This window comes from Streptomyces longispororuber (genome assembly GCF_024448165.1).
GTDB classification, from domain to species: Bacteria; Actinomycetota; Actinomycetes; order Streptomycetales; family Streptomycetaceae; genus Streptomyces; species Streptomyces longispororuber_A.
The window spans coordinates 22,642-42,520 of the sequence record NZ_JAMOLN010000070.1 but is presented as its reverse complement, the minus strand read 5'-3'; the positions used below and the strand labels follow the sequence as shown (position 1 = coordinate 42,520).

Genomic DNA, 19,879 nt, shown 5'->3' with positions numbered 1-19,879 from the left:
CCGCCCCTGCCCTTGCCGCGCACGGCGAGCAGCCCCAGGGCGACGGTGACGACCATGAAGACACCGAAGAGGGTGGTGGCGACGGCTCCGTCACTCATGGCCGCGCCCCCGGGTCCCCTTGTGGTCCCCGCGCCAGGCCAGCCAGACGGCGACGGGCGTGAGGAGCGTCGCGGCGAGCAGCCACGCGAACAGGAACGGCAGCCCGAGCACGACGGGCTCGACGCGGTTCACGAACGGGAGCGCGCCGATGTACAGCACGAAGGGCACGAGGAGCCAGAGCAGGTGGGGCCGGTTGATCACGAGGAAGGAGCCTAACGGGGCCGCATCGAGCTCAGCTTCCCCCACACCACGAGCCGGTACTTGGACGTGTACTCGGGGGTGCAGGTGGTGAGGGTGATGTAGTACCCCGGCTCCCGGTACCCGGCGGACGGCACGACACGACTGCGCGGCACGGGATCGATCACGCCCCCGTCGCTCGGCGCGGTCTGCCCCAGCGTCCGGTCGACGACGTACGTGTACGTGGCGCTCTTGGTCTCCACGGTGAGGGTGTCGCCGCGCCGCAGCCGGTTGATGTACCGGAACGGTTCCCCGTGGGTGTTCCGGTGCCCGGCCAGCGCGAAGTTCCCGGCGCGGCCCGGCTGGGCGGTGCCCGGGTAGTGGCCCACGTAGCCGTGGTTGAGGACGTTCGGCTTGCTGACGCCCTGCGCGACGGGGGCGCGCAGGCCGAGGCGGGGGATGGAGAGGATGGCGTAGGCCTGGTCCCAGTTCGGGCGGGGCGCGACGGCGGTGCGGGACTGCGGCTCGGCGCGCGTGCCTCCGGTGCTTCCGGTGCCTCCGACGGCGGGATCGTCGTCGGCCCCGCCCGCCGGGGTGGACTCACCGCCGCTCGACGGCTCCTGCCCCTGCTTCTGCGGCTGCCCCCACTCCCGCTCAAGGGACCGCACCTGCCGCTCGGCCCCCGCCTTGGCCTCCCGGTTGGTCCACCACAGCTGGTGCACGACGAGCAGGAGCAGGACGAGGCCGAGGGTGACGGCGGCCTCGGCCCCGGTCCAGAGCAGCCGGACACCGGGCGACCGCACGGGCCGGGCGGGGCGGTGCCCGTGGGCCACGATACTGGGTCGCCGGTCGTCGTCATCGCCATGGTCATGGTCACGGTCATGGTCATGGTCATGGTCCGTACGCGTACGCTGCGGCACGCGCGCAAGATAGATCGCACGCCGCCAACTCGCCATGCCCAAGCGCAAATTGACGACCACTTGCCTCTCCCTCGCCTCCTTATGGGTTGACGGAGCGTGATCAGTCGACTCGACGCGCGCACGCGCTGACGGACAAGACGGGCGGCGGCGCCCGCCTGAGCCCACCCGGGCGACCGGTCCGGAATCCTGACCGGGCCGGTTTCCTGACCGGGCCGGTTTCCTGACCGGGCCGGATTCCTGACCGGGCCCGATGGGGGCGGTCCGCGCACGGGCCCGCGGCAGTACCGTGTCCTCCATGCGCCCCGACACGCCTGCCACGCCAGCCGAGAACGATCGCGCCGACCACGTCGCGGAAGCCGAGCGCCTGGAGCGCACGGCGGCGATGTACCCCGAGGACGCGGAGCAGCTGCTCCTCCAGGCCGCCGCCCACTACGAACTGGCCGACGCCCGCGAGCGCGCGACCGCGCACTACGACGCCCTGCTCGCCTCCCCCGACGTCCAGGCCCCCGCCCTGGTCCGCGCCCTCAAGGCGGCGAACCTCTGGGAGTACGGCCACGAGGCCGAGGCCCGCGCCATCATCACGGGCATCCGCACGACGGCTCCGCGCGAACCCGCGCCCTGGGTGATCGCGGCGGAGTCCCTCGAATCCCACGACGAGCTGCAAGAGGCGCACGACACGTTCACGGAGGCGCTGGAACTCCTGGTCCCGGCCGCGGAACGGGCACCGGGCTCCCCGTCGCCCCTCCCCCGGCACCCGCTCCTCCTGGGCCGGCACCGCGTACGCCGCCTGATGGGCGCGCCGCACGACGAGTGGGACGCCCTGGCCGACGAGGCGAACCGCACCGCGGTCTCCCTCGACGAACTCCACGACCCGAAGCGGCTGTGGGCCCTCGGCTCGGAGAACCCGGCGGAACTCCAGGCCGAGATCACGCGCCTGCGCGCGGAACTGGGCTCGTACCGGGAGGCCCTCTCCCGCCCGTTCCCGGTGGCGGTCCTGCACTGGTCGTCGACGGAGTACGCGGAACTGATCGCGGCGTACCCGTCCCTGACCTCCGAATACCCCTCCTACGAGGCCCACTTGGCGTCGATAGAGGAGGCGTTGAGGGAACTGTCGGCGTCGGGCACGGGGAACCTCGGCATCGTGACGGGGACCGTGCCCTCGTACGAGGCGTTCGCGGCGTCGGAGGCTTCTTCGCCGAGCGAGGCGTCGCTGCTGCCGCAGTACGCGACGACGCTGGCGGCGCGGGGGCGGGCGGTTGTCTGGCCGCCGGAGGATGGGGCTTTGTGTTGGTGCGGGTCGGGGAGTTCTTATGGGGCGTGCCACGGTCAGTAGCCTCCGCACCCTGGGACCTCAGAGCCCCTGACTTCTGTCAGCCCAACGAGACCGGTGCTGCCGCAAGAAGTCCACTCCTATCCGGTGTTGGTTGTACCGAACGTTGAGGCTACCTATCAGCTCCCGCGTAAAACCGTCCACAACCTTGAGGTCATCCGTTATCAGCAGAGCGCCGTTATCGAACCTCACATGGCAGTTCGGGCACAGGCAGAGAATGTTCGACGTCACGTCGGGCCCGCGATGAGGCTCGCCTAGAGCCTGTATGTGAGCCCCCTCGCTGTAGGGGGCTCCATCCCCATCGACAACCACCGGGATACGACAGATCTGACAGATGTTGCCGTAGATCGACTTGACTTTTCGAGACGCCCGAGTGTTCCGAACCCGGCGTTGAGCAGTGACGAAACGGGCGGTGGCGCGCTCAAGGTCAGTCATGTCATCGTCGATCTCAACCGCGACGCCGGCTGGCACAACCTCCCCTTCGTCCCTGACAAGACGGAATTGCCACATGAGGTGGCCCCGTTCCGTACGGCAACTCCAATGCTCCTCAACGAGATATAGGCCCGCGTACTCGTAGCCGCCCCGTGCTTTCCCGCTTCGAATATTCAAGCCACGCACGAAGCGAATAGGCAGACCTTCTCGCTCATTGAGCACGAGACCTGCATTGCGGCCGACCAACTCTTGGTCCTCTGTTATGTGGCCGTCATCGTCGGGACTGCCCCCCATGGCCGTATAGATCACGACGTTCCCCTCGTCGCGATCTGCCGCGTAGCCGCCACTCGCAACGATGGAGTCAACGCCCTCGTGTTCCGTTCCGGAGATTCCCTGCCCCCTGAACCGATGCACACTCGCAGCATGCAGTTCGGTGTGCCCCTTGAATCGCTGACCGGGAGTGACACCCGGGGGAGGTCCGAAGTAGATCTTCTTAGAGGTTCTACGCGAAGGAGTTGACATGAGAGCATGCTGCCGAACGGCAGGCCACCACCCTGGCAACTCAGAGCCACTTTGACACCAAACGATCAATTAATGGCTTGAATTGATCGCCAGCTTGTGGAGTTACGCGTCGACGATGGCGCAGGAGTCGCTGCAACGAGGTCGGCATCTCTCGGACCTCAGCAAGTCAGCTCCTCAGCCTCGAAGCTCCCCTGCGCGCTGTCCAGTACTTCATCGGGGTCATACCCATGTGCACAGGCCCACCGGAGCAGATCAGCGACCATCGCAACCGCCGCCGTCTTGCCGAGTTGGGAGTTAGCACGGGTCGCTTCGCCAGCCCCTCTATAGAGGCGAAGTAGCGCTTCCGTGCGGTCAACTCGGTCATCTGTCACGTGACCTCCGGGGAACCGCAGCCCGGTCGCCAGCTCGCACCAGACCACCTTGCGTTCAGCTTTGAGGAGCACTCCCCAACTGTGGGCTACCGCATCAACCAGCTTCATGCCGCGCCCGCTCTCCGCGTCGGCGGCGGCATCCAGGAGGGTGGGCAGCGCTCGTAGGTCGGGGTCCTGCACCTCGATGCGCAGGTAGGTCCCGTTCATCGACAGCGCGAGTTCCGTTGGCGTGCCGGGTCCCACGTGGGCGATGACATTGGCAACAAGCTCAGTCACACAGGTCTGGGCGGCATCAACGAGATGATGCAGGCCCCAGTACCGCAGGTGAAGCCGCATGACGCGCCGCAGGCCAGCCACCTCACTGGGCTCTGCCATGAAGGCCAAGCCCCAGGGCTTACGGAACACACAGTTCTGCTGGATCACAAGCTTTCCTCCCCGTAGAGGATCACTACTGCTCCGATGATCAACTCGCGGTATCTGCGTGGCCCTTGGTGCACTTGAAGCCGCGAGCCACCCTCACAGCGTGGCGTCAGCACATCGCTATATGCAATTTGCAGGAAGGGATTCCCACGTTCGAGTGATTGGCAAGCACACTCCTTGGCGCAGAGACTGAGCCTCGCTAGCGAGGAGGACGACGAGATGGCCGGATCACCGACGGCGCGACGACGGCGACTGTCGATCGAACTGAAGAAGCTCCGCGAGGCAAGTGGCCTGACCTGTGCGCAGGTTGGGGCCGCGCTGGACTGGAGCGCCTCCAAGGTGAACCGGATGGAGACAGGGACCGGACGCGTCCAGCCGTCTGACGTGGACGCCCTGGGGCGTCTCTACGAAACCAGCGACGACATAAGAGAGTTCCTCAAGTCCCTGGCACGGCAGGCCAAGATGAAGGGCTGGTGGCAGGTCCACGGCTCGGGCGTTCCCGAGTGGTTCAACATCTACATCGGCCTGGAACAGGAGGCCTCATCGTTCTGGCAGTACCAATGCGAGTTGGTGCCAGGGTTGATGCAGACGACCTCGTACATGACAGAACTGCACGTCGCGGGCTCGCACATGACGCCCGAGGACGCGGACCGGGCAATCCGCGTACGGCTCGAACGTCAGGAGATGCTGTCCCGCAAAGGGGCACCCGATGCATGGTTCATCGTCCATGAGTGCGCGCTTCGGCAGGTCATCGGCGACCGCTCCATCATGCGTGAGCAGCTTGAACATCTGCTGGACGTAGCTCAGTTGCCCGCCGTCACACTCCAGATCCTGCCCTTCGACGCGGGCACCCATCCAGTGACGGGCCCGTTCACCATCCTCGGATTCCCCGACCAGGGCGACCCCGACGTTGTCTATCGTGACGGCCTTACCGATGCTACGTACCTGGAGGGCGAGCACCACGTTCGCGAATACACGAGAGCGTTCAACGGACTGAGGGCAGCGGCCTTGAGTCCCCAGCGATCCCCTCTACTGGTGAAGAGCATCCTCAAGGAGCACGCTCGATGAGCCCCAACATACGTCCCGAGAATGACCAGCCTCATTGGCGCAAGTCTTCCTACAGCAACGGCGCGGGAGGCGAGTGCGTGGAGTGTGCGTTCCCGTCGGGGGCCGGCGCCCTGGTGCGGGACTCGAAGGTCGTCGATGGCGACACCATCCGGTGTGGTGCGCGGGCATGGGCCGAGTTCCTTCGGTCGGTGCACTGACGGAGGAGCCACGTTCAGTGCTGGATCAGGCCGCCTACCGAGACGGCAGCGACGTGGCCGGTTGCCGGACGTGTCTGGGCCAAGGCCAGGCCGATGTCGACCAGCGATGACCGGCGCAGGCGTGCGACGTCGGGGATCGAGGTCCAGACCGACTCGGCGATCTCGCCGTTCGGCTCCGGGCGGAGTTGGCCGCCGGTGATGCGGACCTCGTAGAAGATGCCGACGTTCTGATGCGCCGGTCCGCCGGGGACAGTGCGTTCGGCCGTGGGGATCACCCGGGAGTCCACGCCCAACAGGCGCTCGACCACCGCGTCGCAGCCCGTCTCCTCGGCGACCTCGCGGACCACCGCGTCGAACGGGTCCTCCGTGTGCTCGACCCGACCACCCGGCAGGGTCCACGTGCTCTTGCCCGTCGGCGACACGTGGCGAGCGAGCAGCACTCGACCGTCCTCCATGCACACGGCGTACGCAGCCAACCTAAAACTCATTCCGCACCTCCCACCAGACCGTATCCGGTCCGGCGCCCAGCGCCGGTGGGGTGGTGGCCGTGGGTTTGAGTTGGGTGCGGGCCGGTGGGTTCTGGTTCTTGGATTGCGTGGCTGGTGGGGTGGGGGGTTGCTGATGCCTCCCTCCCTATCTGGCTTCGCCGTCCGCTAGTTGGGGCTGGCGTTCTTCGGCTGGGGTTTCGTTGGGGCAGGGGGGTTGGTCAGCGCTGAAGTGCGGCCTGCGGGGGTTGGGCGCCGCTCTCTGTGGCTGGGCGAGTGCCCGTTGGGCTGTGGTGCGGGTGGCAAGTCTTGTTGCGTGGAGGGGTGTTGTGAGTTCTGGCCATGGATTGCCTGGCGCGGTTCGCGTGTGTCACTCTCCGTCTAGGCGTGATCACCGCTCCGTACACAACTACAGACATAGGTGACCCCCGCGAGGCGCCAACCTCCGGGGGTCCGGCATCAGGAGCAAGCACTCCCATGCAGATTCATCGTATCCGCCGGCATGAGCGGGACTTCACCGTCATCGCCAACAAGGCCATCCGCGATCCGCGTCTGTCCCATACTGCGCGCGGCATCCTTGTCTACGTCCTGTCGCTGCCCAGCGGCACCCAGGTCAATGTTCGGACGCTGAGCGACGGTTTCCCGCAAGGGCGGCTTGCCGTGTCCAAGGCCGTCAAGGAGCTGCGGGAGCTGGGGTATTGGGTTACTCGGACCGAGCGGGAGTCCTCTACCCGGCGGATCGTCTCCAGCGTTGATGTGTACGAGGTTCCGGGGGCCAGTGAGCCGGTTCCCACACGGGTGGGAACCGGGGAACCGGGAGCGTTTTCCCCTAGCGGGGGGATGGACTCCTATAGGGACGGGAGGAAGAACCCTCCCTGCCCTCCCGCCGTCGCCGATCTCGACGATCCGCATGCCGTCGAGAGCGCGCGGATTCTTCGGCGGCTCGGGGACGTCGATCCGCGGCTTCGGCTGTCCGAGCCGCGCGTGCGGGAGCTCGTGCCCGAGGTGGGGGTGTGGCTGGAGAGAGGGGCTTCTGCCGCTGAGATCGTTGATGCCGTCAGTAGCGGGTTGCCTGCCAAGGTGTACTCCGCTGCTCGGCTCATCGCCGATCGGCTCGTGCGGAAGCGGCCCGCGCGGAAGCGGGCGTGGCGGCGGGTGTTCGAGTGTCCTGAGTGTCGGGATCCGTTGCCGTGGGGGCAGGAGAGCGGCAAGTGCCGGGACTGTAGGGAGAGTTCAGGGGTGGGGGTGTTCGCGGCGTGCTCCGGTTAGCGTGTGGTGCATGCATCGAAGTCGACTCTTCGCCGTACTGATCGATACGCCCAAGGAGCAGGCCGGGGCCGCCGTGGAGTTCTGGCGGCAGGCCCTCGGGGTCGAGGTCGAGCCTGAGGTGGGGAACGAGCAGTTCACCATCCTTCATGGGGCCATCGACGGGGCCATTGCCGCGGTGCAGGCCTTGGGAGGGGACGGGGATGCTCCGCGGGTGCATCTCGATGTCGAGACCGATGACGTCGACGCCGAGACCGCTCGGCTGGTGGGGCTCGGGGCCGTGCAGGTCGGGGAGTGGGCCGAGTGCCGGGTGCTGCGGGTTCCTGGCGGGCACATCACTTGTGTCGTGCCCGTTCACAGTGATGCGGAGGTGTTCGCCGCGCGGGCCAGGACCTGGGGTGCGTGACCCGGGGCACAGTCCAGGGGGCGTCGGAGTGCGGGCGTGCGGCCCGGCGTAGCCTCGCAAATGGCGTCGAAGGGCGTCAGCGTTGACATAGCCGACTTGCCGGAGGGTTTCATGGCCGCCCGTATTCCTACCGCCCCCATCGCCGCCGCCGGCCTCGTCGGGGGGTACGCCGTCGCGCGGTTCACCAAGAAGCGGCAGCTGGGCGGGGTCGTGCTCGCTGTGGCCGGGACCGCTGCCGCCACGCAGTGGACCAAGGCGCGGGGCGGGAAGGTGGCGGGGGCGCTGACCGGGGCGTACGTCGCCGCGTTCGCCGGGTCGCATCCGCTGGCCAAGAAGGTCGGGGCGTGGCCCGCCGTCTTCGGGGTCGCCGGGGCCGTGGCCGCCGCGTCGTACGTGATCGTGGACCGGAAGGCCGCCGCCTAGACCCTAGGACCGGTGACTCAGGACGTTCACGACCCGGCCCTGCGGGTCGCGTACGAAGAAGCGGCGGACGCCCCAGTCCTCGTCCCGCAGGTCGTGGACGATCTCGGCGCCCGCCGCCTTCATCGCCGTGTGGACCGCGTCGACGTCGTCCACCTCCACGCTCACGTCCGGGACCACCGGGGCCGTCTCGTCGCGTGTGAGGAAGCTGATCTGGGCCGTGGGGTTCGTCGGGGACGTCATGGTCAGGATCCAGCCCAGATTCATGGCCTCCGCCAGGCCCAGCGCGCCGTAGAAGGCGCGGTTGGCCGCCAGGGCCTCGGGGGACTCCACCGGGACGTTCGGGACGATTCTGCGTACGGTCATCTCCCCTGCTTCCCCCGGAACGTCGACCGGTACGCCCCCGGCGACACCCCCACCACCGCCTGGAAGTGCTGCCGCAGCGACACCGCCGTGCCGAAACCGGTCTCCGTCGCCACCCGGTCCACCGTGTGGTCCGTCTGCTCCAGCAACTCCCTTGCCCGGTCGACCCGTTGGCGGGCCAGCCAGGTCATCGGGGTGAGGCCCGTCTCCTCGCGGAAACGGCGGTTGTACGTGCGGATCGACATGGCGTCCCGGGCCGCCAGATCGGTCAGCGTCAGCGGTTCGGCCAGCCGGGCGAGGGCCCAGGCGCGCGAGGCCGACGTCGAGGTGACGCCCGGCTCCTCCACCGGGCGGCGGATGTACTGGGCCTGGCCGCCCTCCCGGTGCGGGGGCACCACCGTGCGGCGCGCCACCTCCGCCGCGACCGCCGCGCCGTGGTCCTCGCGGATCATGTGCAGGCACAGGTCGATGCCCGCCGCCTCGCCGGCCGAGGTCAGGACCGCGCCCTCGTCGACGTAGAGGACGTCCGCGTCGACCGTCACCTCGGGGAACGTGCGGGCGAAGAGGGCCGATGACATCCAGTGCGTCGTCGCGCGGCGGCCGTCGAGCAGGCCCGCCGCCGCCAGGACGAACGAGCCCGTGCAGATCGATGCCACCCGGCCGCCCCGGGCCGTGACCGATCCGATCACCTCCGCCAACTGCGCCGGCAGAGAACCGGGTTGGAGCTTCTCGTCCGTTTCGTGGGAGGCCGGGATCAGGAGGGTGTCCGCCTGCGCCGCCGTCACCGGGCCGTGCTCCGCGTAGATCGGGAAGTCGGCGTCCGTACGGACCCTTCCGGGGCGCAGCGCGCAGGTGCGGACGTCGTAGAGGCGCTCCCCCGTCGACGGGTCGCGGGCCGCGCCGAAGAGCTGGTGCACCAGGCCGAGCTCCATGGGGAGGACGCCGTCCCTGACCAGGACCGCCACCGGCGACACCCCTACCGGGGGCCCGTGGTCGTCCCCGTGCTGTCGTCCCGCCATGGCTGGACCCTTTCACGTGGCGCCGGGGCACGGCAGCCCGAGACCGCCGTCTCACCCGTCGGCACGGCCCACCGGCCCGCGCGCCGCCGGGTTAGCCTCCCGACCATGGCGGATTGGACCCTGCGGCCTGCCACGGCGGCCGACGTGACGGCGGTGGCCGAGATACGGGCCGTCGCGATGCGCCCCGACCTGGAGCGGCTCGGCCGGTACGACGAGGGGCGGGTGCGGCAGCGGCTGCGCGACGCGTGGGCGCCCGCGCACACCTGGGTGATCGAGGTGGACGGGGAGCTCGCCGGGGCCGTCGCGCTGCGCCGGGCGGCGGACTGCTACTGGTTCGAGCACTTCCTCCTCGCCCCGGAACTGCAGGGCAGGGGCATCGGGACCGCCGTCCTCGACTCGCTCCTGGAACGCTGTGACCGCGAGGACGTGCCGGTCCGGCTGAACGTGCTCCAGGGCAGCGCGGCCCGCCGGCTGTACGAGCGACGCGGGTTCACCGTCGAGCGCGAGGACCCGGTCGACGTGTTCATGGCGCGCCGCCCGTACACCGCCACCGCCTGACCGGACGACCGCGCCGCCCGCACACCGGCACCGCCGGCGCCGGCGCCACCGCCTGATCAGACGACCGCGCCGGCCCGGGGCCCTACCGCGGACAGCGGCTGCGCGATGTCCTCCAGCGACCGCCGCTCGGCCCGTACCGCGAACGCCGCCGCGACCAGGCCCGCCAGGGGTGGGGGTCCCGGCGGGAGTGTCGGCTCCGGTGCAGGGTCCGGGGTACTGCTGGTGCTACCAGTGCTGCTGGTGCTGCATGAGCATTACCCCTCCTCGTCGAGGGAAAGGGCTCCACAGGTCCCCCGCCGACCAGGGATCACGCCCCGAGCGCCCGCGACACCGTGTAGATCAGCAGGCCCGCGAGCGACCCGACCACCGTGCCGTTGATCCGGATGAACTGCAGATCGCGCCCGATGTGCGCCTCGATCTTGCGGGACGTGTGCTCCGCGTCCCAGCCCGCCACGGTGTCCGTGATGAGGGAGGTGATCTCGGCGCGGTACGTGGTGACGACGTACACCGCCGCGCCCTCCACCCAGCCGTCGACCTTGGCCTGCACCTTGGGCTCGATGGCCATCCGCCGCCCCAGCGAGAGCAGCGACGCCCGCACCCGCAGGCGCAGCTCGCTGCGCTCGTCCTCGGCGGCCGCGACGATCATCGAGCGGACCGCCGACCAGGTCGAGGCGATCAGGTCCTGCACCTCGGAGCGGCCGATGACCTCCGACTTCAGGCGCTCGACGCGCGCCCGGGTGTCCGAGTCCGACTGCAGGTCGCCCGCGAAGTCGCGCAGGAAACGGTCGACCGCGCCACGCGCCGGGTGCTCCGGCATGTCGCGCATCTCCGTGACGAAGCGCAGCAGCTCCTTGTAGACGCGCTCCCCGACCCGCTTGTCGACGAACCGCGGGGTCCAGCCGGGGGCTCCGCCCTGCACCGCGTCCATCACGGAGTCCGAGTGCAGGACCAGCCAGTCGGCGGCCCGTGTGCACACCAGGTCGACGACCCGCTTGTGCCCGCCGTCGGCGACGACCTTCTCCAGCATCTTGCCGAGGCCCGGCGCGATCTCCGCGTTGTCGGCGCGGCGGGTGATCGCCTCGCCGACGACGGCCTGCACGTCGGAGTCGCGCAGGACGGTCAGGGCTCCCCTGAGCGCGGTGGCCAGCTCGGCCGTCACCCGGTCGGCGTGCTCCGGCTCGGACAGCCAGGCGCCGAGCCGGCTGCCGATGCCGACGGCCCGCAGCCGGTCCCGTACGACATCGCCGGAGAGGAAGTTCTCCCCGACGAACTCGCCCAGCGAGAGCCCCAGTTGGTCCTTCTTCTTCGGGATGATCGCGGTGTGCGGGATGGGGATGCCGAGCGGGTGGCGGAAGAGCGCGGTGACCGCGAACCAGTCGGCGAGGGCGCCGACCATGCCCGCCTCTGCGGCCGCCGCGACGTATCCGGCCCAGGCGCCCGCCCCGGCGTGCTCCGCCCAGGTGGCCAGGACGTAGACGACCGCGACGAAGACGAGGAGGCCGGTCGCCGTCAGCTTCATCCGGCGGACGCCGCGCCGCTTCTCCTCGTCCGCGGGGCTGAACTCCGCGGTGAAGCGACGGCCGGCGCGGGATTGGGCCGGGGCCGTGCGGGCATACTCCCCACTGTCCGGTTCACCCGCTTTGTCCGCCGTCCGGTCCAGCGTTCTCTCCGTCGGTCCGTTCAGCCCGCTCGGTCCACTCGCTCCGCCAGGTCCGCTCGGTTCGTTGCCCACGTCGCCGTCCACTCAGCCACTCCGCTTCGATCATCCGCGTCGGTCCCGCACGTCGGCCGTGCGCATCGCCCTGTATGACGCGCTGCCGCGTCGATCGCCTTCCCGTCGTCCGCCCGGCCGACTGTCGTTCCCCTCACACATTGTCCCTTCCTGACCCACTACCGGAACGAACCACGAGTTCCCGGCGTCTCCATGGGCGGAGGGGGGCAGTGTCGGCCCCCTTGTTCGACGGTCCTGACCCATGCCGCATCATGGGTTCATCACACCGGAGCCTCGGGCTCCCCCTGCCCGAGGAGACACACACCGCATGACCAGGCGTCACGGTTATGCCTTGTTGGCCGCGCTCGTCGCGGTCGTCGTCGTGATCTCGGCCGCCATATACGTCGGTTTCTCCGGCGTGTTGCGCGGCGACGACGGAGAGATCCAGGCGGGCGGCGCGCACCCGCGCGGCTCGGCCGCACCTGCCTCCACCGGTACCTGGGCGGGCAGTTGGTCCGCCTCGCCCGCAGGGGCCGAGCCCGGCACGGAGACGAACGGGTTCTTCGGCCGGTCCATCCGTAACGTCGTGCACACCAGCATCGCCGGCACCAGCGCCCGCATCACGCTCTCCAATCTGTACGGGCAGCAGCCCCTCAGCGTCACGCACGCCTCGCTCGCCGTGGCCTCGGCGCCGGGCAGCCCGGCGGCGCTGGCCGGCACGGTGCGGCGCCTCACGTTCGCCGGGAACACCTCGGTCGTCATCCCGGCCGGCCGCCAGGTCCTCAGCGACGCCGTCCGGCTCCAGGTGCCCGGCGACTCCGACATGCTGGTCACCACGTACTCGCCGACCCCGTCGGGACCGGTCACGTACCACCCGCAGGCGCGGCAGATGTCGTACGTCGCGAACGGCGACCTCGTCGAGGAGCCGAACGGCACGCAGTACACCGAGCAGAGCCCGTACTGGCGCTATGTGACCGCGCTCGACGTGCTCAGCAACGAGGCGCAGGGCACGGTCGTCGTCCTCGGTGACTCGCTCACCGACGGCATCACCTCCACGATGGGCGCCAACCGCCGCTGGACGGACGTCCTCGCGGCGCGGCTGCGCACGGAGTCGGGTGCCCCGCGCTACGGCGTCGTGAACCAGGGCATCAGCGGCAACCGCGTCCTGTCCGACGGCTACGGCCGCCCCGCCAACAACCCGAGCGGCCTGTCCCGCTTCGAGCGCGACGCGCTGAGCCGGTCCGGGGTCCGGGCCGTCGTCATCGACCTCGGGATCAACGACATCCTGCGCAACCCGCAGCAGACCGACCCCGACAAGATCGTGGAGGGTCTCCAGGAGCTGGTCCGCCAGGCGCACCAGCGCGGTCTGCGGGTCGTCGGAGCGACGCTCATGCCGTTCCAGGGCCACCGCGGCTACAAGCCGCACCTGGAGTCCGTCCGCCAGGGCGTGAACGAGCAGATCCGCGGCGGCAAGGTCTTCGACAACTACGTCGACTTCGACAAGGCGCTCCGCGACCCCTACAACCCCCGCAAGCTGCTGCCGCAGTACGACTCGGGCGACCACTTGCACCCCAGCGACGCGGGTTACCGACGGATGGCCGAGCGCTTCGACGTGTCGTCCCTCAAGGGCTCAACGGGCGCGGAACTCTAGCGAGCGGCACCCCGTCCAACACATCGGCTCCCCACCCCCGCCTTGGGCAATCTGCCGCCTGGGGCGGCAGGGTGAGCAAGGCGGCCCCCGGTGCGGCGCACCACTCACACGGGGCCCGGCCACGGCGCGGCAAAGACCCACGGCACCGCGGAGCGCTCAGTCCCGGTGCCGGCGGTCACGCCGCTCGCGCCGCTCCTCCAACCGGTCAAGATGCTCCTCGAGCCGCTCCCGGTGCCGGTCGAACCGGTCGGCGTGCCGGTCGAACCGATCCCCGTGCAACAGCTCGTGCCGCCCCCCACCCCCCTCAAGGAGGCCACGCCGCGCCGCCTTCCGCTCGGCCTTGAGCCGCTGCCGCTCCGCCCGCGTCACCTTCCGCTCCACCCCGACCCCGCCCCAGAAGGCGAACCCGGTCACCACCACCCGCGGCGCCCCCGGATCCCCGGGCACCCCTTCCTCCGAGTGGTCGAAACCGCCCATGATCCCGATGCCGCGCACGACGACCTCGACGCCGGGCGGCACCACCACGTTCATCCCGCCCATGATCGCGACGCAGTTGACGACGACCTCCTTGGCCTCGAAGTTCGCCTCGCGCAGATCGATCTCACCGCCGCCCCAGAACGTGAAGCAGTTGAACTGCCGCGGCGCCGTCCACCGCCCCTTGCGCTGGAACCCGGACAGGACGCCGACGCCCCACGTGGACGTGGCCTCGCCACCGATCCGCGCCGCCCAGTCGACCGCGCCCTCGGGCAGCGGCCCCTTCACCAGGTTCACCGGCGCGGCCGGCGCCCCGGGCCCCGGCAGGTCCCGGGTCAGCGGCGCCAACTCCCGGTACGTACGCGCCTTGTACGTCGCGTCGAGCCGTTCCTCGAACTCCTCCATGTCGAGCCGGCCCTCGGCGAGCGCGTCCCGCAACCGCTCGGCGACCTGCTCGCGGTCGGCGTCGGAGGCCCGCAGATCGGGCGCCGCGGAGGAGTCGTCGGAGCGGTCGGGCAGGTCTGCGCCGGAGTCTGCGCCGGATGAGTCCGTCATACGGTTCAGACTAAGGGCGTCAGGGCGCGACGGAGGCGTCCCGGGCGTACATCCGCGCGATCACCGACTCGATGTCCGGCTCCCGGACGGAGAGGTCCGCCAGCGGGTACCGCTCGGCGATCCGGGCGACGAGCGGCGCCGCCGACTGCCCGGCCGGGAACGCCAGCCACTGCCGCGCCCCCTCCACCCGTACGACCCGGGCGAACTCGACGTCCAGCGGCGGCAGTTCGCGCTCCAGGTCGACGACGAGGGTGCGCTCACCGCCGCCGAGGTCGTGCAGTCCGTCCAGCTCCCCGTCGTACACGAGCCGCCCGTGGTCGATGACCATGACCCGGCGGCACAGCTGCTCGATGTCGGTGAGGTCGTGCGTGGTGAGCAGGACGGTGGTGCCCCGCTCCTTGTTCAAGTCCCGCAGGAACGCCCGGACCTTGACCTTCGACACGACGTCGAGGCCGATCGTCGGCTCGTCCAGGTACAGCACCTCGGGGTCGTGGAGCAGCGCCGCCGCGATGTCCCCGCGCATCCGCTGCCCGAGCGAGAGCTGCCGTACGGGCACCTCCAACAGGTCGCCGAGTTCCAGGAGTTCGACGCAGCGGGCGAGGTTCTCGGCGTAGCGCCCGTCCGGGATGCGGTACATCCGCCGCATCAGCCGATAGGAGTCGATCAGCGGCAGGTCCCACCAGAGCGTCGTGCGCTGCCCGAAGACGACCCCCATCCGGTGGGCGAGGCGCGCCCGCTGCCGCGACGGGTCGATCCCGGCGACGCGCAGCCGGCCCGCGCTCGGCGTCAGGATGCCGGTCAGCATCTTGATCGTCGTCGACTTGCCCGCCCCGTTCGGTCCGATGTAGCCGACCATCTCGCCGCGCGCCACGGTGAAGGAGAGCGAGTCCACGGCCCGCACCTCGTGCCGCGTGCGCCGCAGGAAGCCCGCCTTGCGGCGCACGTCGAAGACCTTCTCGACCCCGTCCACCTCGATGAAGGCCGCGGCGGACGCCGCGCCCGGCACCGCCTCGTCGACCACCGTGTCCGACATACGTGTTCAGCTCCCTGTGCTGCGGTACGCGCGAAGTGCCGCCCGCCACGCGAGCCCCGCCGCGGCCAGGCAGGCAGCGGCCACCAGGGGCGGTGCGAAGGCGAGCGACCTGGGCAGGTCGAGGGGGTAGGGGCGGTCAAGGATGTAGAGGGCGGGCAGCCAGTTCACGAAGGCGAGCGGCAGGACGAAGGTGACGCCGCGCAGCAGGTTGTCGCCGAAGACGGTCGGTGGGTACTGGAGCATGGCGTTGCCGCCGAACGTGGCCGCGTTCTGCACCTCGGCCGCGTCCTGCGCCACGATCTGGAAGGCCGCGCCCGCCATGAAGACGGCCGAGAAGATCGCGCCGCCGCTGATCAGCAGCACCGGCACGAGCAGCACCTTCACCGGCGTCCAGGCGACGTCCAGGGCGAGCAGCGACCACCCGAGGACGGCGAGCCCCTGCACGACCCGGCCCAGCCTGCGCAGCGCGAACCGGTCGGCCGCCACCTGCGCGAGCACCGGCGCGGGCCGCACCAGGAACGCGTCCAGCGTCCCGTCCCGCACCCGCGTGCCGAGCCGCCCCAGCGAACCGGCGAACAGGTCGGCGAGCCCGAAGGCCGCGCCCGCCGTCCCGTAGAGGAAGGCGATCTCCGGCAGCGAGTAGCCGCCGAGCCGGTCGACCTGCGAGAACATCAGCAGGATGCCGACGAACTCCAGGCCCGTCAGGGCGAAGTTGCCGACGGTCGTCATCGCGAACGAGGCGCGGTAGGTGAGCGTGGAGCGGATCCACATGCCGCTGATCATGCGGAACGCGCGGGCTCCGGCGCGGACCTGGCCGATCGGGTCAGCCACCCTGCACCACCACCCGCCGGGTCGCGACCGTCTGCAGCAGCCGTCCCACCCCGAGGATCGCGGCGGCCCAGGCGGCCTGGAAGAGGTAGCTGCCGAGCACTCCGCGACCGCCGGCCGTGCCCATCAGGACGTCGGCGGGCACCTGCAGCAGGGCCGACCACGGCAGGGCGCGGGCGACGTCGCCGAACGCGCCGGGGAAGACGTTCAGCGGCAGCAGCATTCCGCAGAAGAACGTGGCGGTGATGCCGTACATCTGCGCCACCCCGCTCGCGTCCAGGAGCCAGAACGCGGACAGCGCCACGAGATAGCGCAGGCCGAAGCTGACGAGGAGGCCGAGCAGCACCGAGAACAGGAAGGCCAGCCAGCGCCACGGCTCGGTGGGCAGCGCCAGCCGGAACACCAGCGCGCCGACCGCCATCGGCACGACACCGCGCCCGAGCAGCTGGAACACCGCCCGCCCCAGGTCCTGCGCCAGCCACCAGGCCTGGAGGTCGCACGGCCGGTACAGGTCGACGCCGATGTCACCGCTGCGGATCCGCTCGGCGAGCTCGGCCTCGAACCCGGAGGGCACGCCGAGCATCATCACCGAGAACATCGCCTGCCCCACCCACACGAAGGTGAGCGCCTGCGCCTGGTCGTAGCCGCCGAGGTGCGGCCGCTCGTCCCACAGCGCGATGTACGTGCAGGCGATGATCAGGCCGAAGACGGTGTTCGTGAAGACGCCCGCGAAGGTGGCGCCCCGGTAGGTCGCGTAGCGCCGGAACCCGCCGGCGGCGACGGCCGCGTACAGCCGCACTTGTCCCACGCACGCCTCCCGGGATCGGACCGAAGCGCAGGAGCCTAGTGGAGGGCGGGCGTCGCCTGCCACGCATTTTCGGGGTGATGTAGGAGTCTTATGTGTCATACGAGGCGTACGTGACGTACGACGCGATTCAGGAGTTCCACAGGACATGAGCACCGACGAGCCGCAGCAGCCTGCGCAGGAGCCGACCGGCGCGGACCCGGGGAAGGGGAAGGCGAAGAAGCCGGGGCGCCCCAAGCGCACGGGCTGGCGACGCCTCGTCCCCACCTGGCGCATGCTGCTGGGCGGCCTCATCGGCTTCGTCCTGCTGTGCGTCGGCCTGTTCGCCCTCGGCTACTTCCTCGTGGACATCCCGCCCGCCAACTCGGCGGCGACCGCGCAGAGCAACGTGTACCTGTACGCCGACGGCACCCAGATCGCCCGGGACGGCGAGGTCAACCGGGAGAACGTCAAGCTGGCCCAGATCCCCAAGGCCGTGCAGCACGCGGTGCTCGCCGCGGAGGACCGCGACTTCTACTCCGAGTCCGCGGTCGACCCGAAGGCGATGCTGCGCGCCGCCTGGAACACGGTCACCGGCAAGGGCAAGCAGTCCGGCTCCACGATCACGCAGCAGTACGTGAAGAACTACTACCTGGGCCAGGAGCAGACGGTCTCCCGGAAGGTGAAGGAGTTCTTCATCTCGATCAAGCTGGACCGGGAGGAGTCCAAGGACGACATCCTGGAGGGCTACCTCAACACCAGCTACTTCGGGCGCAACGCGTACGGCATCCAGGCCGCCGCCCAGGCGTACTACGGCACCGACGTCGAGAACCTGACGACCGCTCAAGGTGCTTATCTGGCCGCCCTGTTGAACGCCCCGAGCGCCTACGACGTGATCGCGCACCCGGAGAACAAGGGGCGGGCCGTGGCCCGCTGGAACTACGTCCTGGACGGCATGGTCAAGGAGAAGTGGCTGTCCGCGGCCGACCGCGCGGCCATGACGTTCCCCGTGCCCGACGAGGCGAAGGGCCAGACCGGCCTGTCCGGACAGCGCGGCTACATCCGGGACGCCGTGCGGGACTTCATCATCGACAACAAGATCCTCGACGAGGACACCCTCGCCACCGGCGGCTACCGCATCACCACCACCCTCCAGAAGAAGAAGCAGGACGCGTTCGTGGACGCCGTCGACGACCGGCTGATGGCACAGATCGACAAGGACGCCCGCAAGGTCGACCGGAACGTACGGGCGGGCGGCGCCGCCATCGACCCGGCCAACGGCAAGGTCCTCGCCATGTACGGCGGCATCGACTACACGCAGCAGTACGTCAACAACGCCACGCGCCGCGACTACCAGGTCGGCTCCACCTTCAAGCCGTTCGTGTTCACGTCCGCCGTCGAGAACGGCTCGACGACGCAGGACGGCCGCGTCATCACGCCCAACACCATCTACGACGGCACCGACAAGCGCCCCGTGCAGGGCTGGGACGGCGGCACGTACGCCCCCGAGAACGAGGACGGCGTCTCCTACGGCCCCATCACCGTGCGGGCCGCCACCGACAAGTCGGTGAACTCGGTGTACGCGCAGATGGCCGTCGACGTCGGCCCCGGCCGGGTCAAGGCGACGGCGATCGACCTCGGCCTCCCGGAGAGCACCCCCGATCTGACGGCGTCGCCCTCCATCGCGCTCGGCCCGGCCACCGCCAGCGTCCTGGACATGACCGAGGCGTACGCGACGCTCGCCAACCACGGCAAGCACGGCAGGTACACGCTGCTGGAGTCCATCAGCAAGGACGGCGAGGACGTCGAGCTGCCCGAGCAGGACACCCGGCAGTCGGTCGGCCGCGAATCGGCCGACACCACGACGTCGGTCCTGCAGTCCGTCGTCGAGGGCGGCACCGGCACCGCCGCCCAGGCCGCGGGCCGCCCCGCCGCCGGCAAGACGGGTACGGCGGAGGAGGACAAGGCGGCCTGGTTCGCGGGGTACACGCCGGATCTGGCGACCGTGGTCGCGGTGATGGGCCAGGACCCGGACACCGGCGCGCACACCTCGCTCTACGGGGCGGCGGGCCTGCCGCGCATCAACGGCGGCGGATTCCCCGCGCAGATCTGGGCCCAGTTCACGAAGAAGGCACTGGCCGGCACGCCCGCGAACGACTTCGACCTGGAACTGGAGGACGGCGCCGAGGAGTTGCCGCTGCCCTCCACCCCGGCGGAGACCGACACGTCACCGTCGGCCCCCGCCACGTCCGACGAACCCGCGCCCCCGACCTCCGGGCCCCCCGCCACCGGCGGCGCCACCACCGGCGACCAGGACGGCGGCACCGACCAGGGGCAGACCGAGGGCCAGACGGACGGCGGCACCACCGACGGCGGCACGAACGGGGAAACGGACGGCGGTCAGGACACCGGCGGCACCACCACGGACGGCGGCGCCGACGGCGGCGGCCCGCTCAATGGCCTGATGTCACCTTCAGGCCGACGATCGCCACAAGAAGCAGCGCGATGAAGAAGATCCGAGCGGCCGTCGCCGGTTCGCCGAGGACCAGCATGCCGACGACGGCCGCGCCCGCGGCGCCGATGCCCACCCACACGCCGTAGGCGGTACCGATGGGCAGGGACTTGGCCGCGTAGGACAGCAGCACCATGCTGGTGACGATGCCGGCGCCGGTGAAGACACTCGGCCACAGGCGGGTGAACCCGTCCGTGAACTTCATGCCGATCGACCAGCCGACCTCGAGCAGTCCGGCGATCACGATCAGGACCCAGGCCATGAGAGGCACCTCCGTC

The 19,879-nt window shown here is 70.1% G+C and carries 22 protein-coding genes; 9 read left to right on the top strand and 13 right to left on the bottom strand.

The genetic code is table 11. The features are described 5' to 3' along the window. Positions 1–90: 90 nt before the first annotated feature. Complete coding sequence (locus M4J07_RS20760) at positions 91–300, bottom strand: DUF3311 domain-containing protein (protein ID WP_255974061.1); 210 nt, start codon at positions 298–300, stop codon at positions 91–93. A gap of 11 nt (positions 301–311) precedes the next feature. Next, the gene (locus tag M4J07_RS20755) at positions 312–1,109 is read right to left on the bottom strand and encodes a class E sortase (protein ID WP_255974059.1); all 798 of its coding nucleotides are present in this window, start codon (positions 1,107–1,109) and stop codon (positions 312–314) included. A gap of 382 nt (positions 1,110–1,491) precedes the next feature. Between M4J07_RS20755 and M4J07_RS20750 the strand changes: the two genes are divergently transcribed. Further along, positions 1,492–2,529, top strand: coding sequence for an SEC-C domain-containing protein (locus M4J07_RS20750; RefSeq protein ID WP_255974057.1), 1,038 nt, complete (start codon positions 1,492–1,494; stop codon positions 2,527–2,529). 18 nt (positions 2,530–2,547) lie between these two features. On the opposite strand, the gene M4J07_RS20745 is transcribed toward M4J07_RS20750, so the two are convergent. Further along, positions 2,548–3,480: a YDG/SRA domain-containing protein gene (locus M4J07_RS20745; protein WP_255974055.1), complete on the bottom strand. Its 933-nt coding sequence runs from the start codon at positions 3,478–3,480 to the stop codon at positions 2,548–2,550. A gap of 158 nt (positions 3,481–3,638) precedes the next feature. Further along, a complete protein-coding gene (locus tag M4J07_RS20740; RefSeq protein ID WP_255974053.1) occupies positions 3,639–4,274 on the bottom strand; it encodes an ATP-binding protein in 636 nt (211 codons plus the stop codon). A gap of 216 nt (positions 4,275–4,490) precedes the next feature. Here M4J07_RS20740 and M4J07_RS20735 point away from each other — a divergent pair, with 216 nt between their 5' ends. Both M4J07_RS20735 and M4J07_RS20730 read left to right on the top strand, forming a co-directional pair. Beyond that, positions 4,491–5,339: a helix-turn-helix domain-containing protein gene (locus M4J07_RS20735; protein ID WP_255974051.1), complete on the top strand. Its 849-nt coding sequence runs from the start codon at positions 4,491–4,493 to the stop codon at positions 5,337–5,339. Next, on the top strand, positions 5,336–5,536 hold the full coding sequence (locus M4J07_RS20730; protein WP_255974049.1) for a DUF397 domain-containing protein: 201 nt from the start codon (positions 5,336–5,338) through the stop codon (positions 5,534–5,536). Before M4J07_RS20735 ends, M4J07_RS20730 begins: the two co-directional genes overlap by 4 nt. 14 nt (positions 5,537–5,550) lie before the next feature. On the opposite strand, the gene M4J07_RS20725 is transcribed toward M4J07_RS20730, so the two are convergent. After that, positions 5,551–6,024, bottom strand: coding sequence for an NUDIX hydrolase (locus M4J07_RS20725; protein WP_255974047.1), 474 nt, complete (start codon positions 6,022–6,024; stop codon positions 5,551–5,553). 474 nt (positions 6,025–6,498) lie between these two features. Here M4J07_RS20725 and M4J07_RS20720 point away from each other — a divergent pair, with 474 nt between their 5' ends. The 3 genes from M4J07_RS20720 (at position 6,499) to M4J07_RS20710 (ending at position 8,116) form a co-directional block, all read left to right on the top strand. Next, positions 6,499–7,290, top strand: a complete 792-nt coding sequence (locus M4J07_RS20720; protein ID WP_255974045.1) for a hypothetical protein — start codon at positions 6,499–6,501, stop codon at positions 7,288–7,290. A gap of 10 nt (positions 7,291–7,300) precedes the next feature. Continuing rightward, entirely contained in the window at positions 7,301–7,693 is a 393-nt protein-coding gene (locus M4J07_RS20715; protein WP_255974044.1) for a VOC family protein, read from the top strand. A gap of 111 nt (positions 7,694–7,804) precedes the next feature. Beyond that, positions 7,805–8,116: a hypothetical protein gene (locus M4J07_RS20710; RefSeq protein WP_255974042.1), complete on the top strand. Its 312-nt coding sequence runs from the start codon at positions 7,805–7,807 to the stop codon at positions 8,114–8,116. A gap of 3 nt (positions 8,117–8,119) precedes the next feature. On the opposite strand, the gene M4J07_RS20705 is transcribed toward M4J07_RS20710, so the two are convergent. Continuing rightward, on the bottom strand, positions 8,120–8,479 hold the full coding sequence (locus M4J07_RS20705; protein WP_255974040.1) for a VOC family protein: 360 nt from the start codon (positions 8,477–8,479) through the stop codon (positions 8,120–8,122). Further along, positions 8,476–9,495 (bottom strand): GlxA family transcriptional regulator, encoded by a 1,020-nt coding sequence (locus M4J07_RS20700; RefSeq protein WP_255974038.1) that lies wholly within the window; start codon positions 9,493–9,495, stop codon positions 8,476–8,478. The genes M4J07_RS20705 and M4J07_RS20700 overlap by 4 nt, the downstream gene beginning before the upstream one ends. Before the next feature lie 105 nt (positions 9,496–9,600). Here M4J07_RS20700 and M4J07_RS20695 point away from each other — a divergent pair, with 105 nt between their 5' ends. Then, the gene (locus tag M4J07_RS20695) at positions 9,601–10,053 is read left to right on the top strand and encodes a GNAT family N-acetyltransferase (RefSeq protein WP_255974036.1); all 453 of its coding nucleotides are present in this window, start codon (positions 9,601–9,603) and stop codon (positions 10,051–10,053) included. A 307-nt stretch (positions 10,054–10,360) separates the two neighbouring features. Here M4J07_RS20695 and M4J07_RS20690 read toward each other — a convergent pair whose 3' ends face one another. Then, positions 10,361–11,572, bottom strand: coding sequence for a DUF445 domain-containing protein (locus tag M4J07_RS20690; RefSeq protein WP_255974034.1), 1,212 nt, complete (start codon positions 11,570–11,572; stop codon positions 10,361–10,363). Positions 11,573–12,092: 520 nt separating this feature from the next. Between M4J07_RS20690 and M4J07_RS20685 the strand changes: the two genes are divergently transcribed. Next, positions 12,093–13,415: an SGNH/GDSL hydrolase family protein gene (locus tag M4J07_RS20685; RefSeq protein ID WP_255974033.1), complete on the top strand. Its 1,323-nt coding sequence runs from the start codon at positions 12,093–12,095 to the stop codon at positions 13,413–13,415. A gap of 156 nt (positions 13,416–13,571) precedes the next feature. On the opposite strand, the gene M4J07_RS20680 is transcribed toward M4J07_RS20685, so the two are convergent. The 4 genes from M4J07_RS20680 to M4J07_RS20665 are packed head-to-tail and all read right to left on the bottom strand — an operon-like array spanning position 13,572 to position 17,104. Continuing rightward, complete coding sequence (locus tag M4J07_RS20680) at positions 13,572–14,444, bottom strand: DUF1707 SHOCT-like domain-containing protein (RefSeq protein WP_255974031.1); 873 nt, start codon at positions 14,442–14,444, stop codon at positions 13,572–13,574. Between the two features lie 19 nt (positions 14,445–14,463). Continuing rightward, positions 14,464–15,477, bottom strand: a complete 1,014-nt coding sequence (locus M4J07_RS20675; RefSeq protein ID WP_255974029.1) for an ABC transporter ATP-binding protein — start codon at positions 15,475–15,477, stop codon at positions 14,464–14,466. Between the two features lie 6 nt (positions 15,478–15,483). Beyond that, positions 15,484–16,260 (bottom strand): ABC transporter permease, encoded by a 777-nt coding sequence (locus M4J07_RS20670; protein ID WP_255974065.1) that lies wholly within the window; start codon positions 16,258–16,260, stop codon positions 15,484–15,486. A gap of 40 nt (positions 16,261–16,300) precedes the next feature. Then, entirely contained in the window at positions 16,301–17,104 is an 804-nt protein-coding gene (locus M4J07_RS20665) for an ABC transporter permease (protein WP_255974063.1), read from the bottom strand. Positions 17,105–17,258: 154 nt separating this feature from the next. Between M4J07_RS20665 and M4J07_RS20660 the strand changes: the two genes are divergently transcribed. Then, complete coding sequence (locus M4J07_RS20660) at positions 17,259–19,598, top strand: transglycosylase domain-containing protein (protein ID WP_255974027.1); 2,340 nt, start codon at positions 17,259–17,261, stop codon at positions 19,596–19,598. Here the strand turns inward: M4J07_RS20660 and M4J07_RS20655 are convergent. Further along, positions 19,543–19,863 (bottom strand): DMT family transporter, encoded by a 321-nt coding sequence (locus M4J07_RS20655; RefSeq protein WP_255974025.1) that lies wholly within the window; start codon positions 19,861–19,863, stop codon positions 19,543–19,545. The two genes, M4J07_RS20660 and M4J07_RS20655, sit on opposite strands and share 56 nt — an antisense overlap. Positions 19,864–19,879 lie beyond the last annotated feature (16 nt).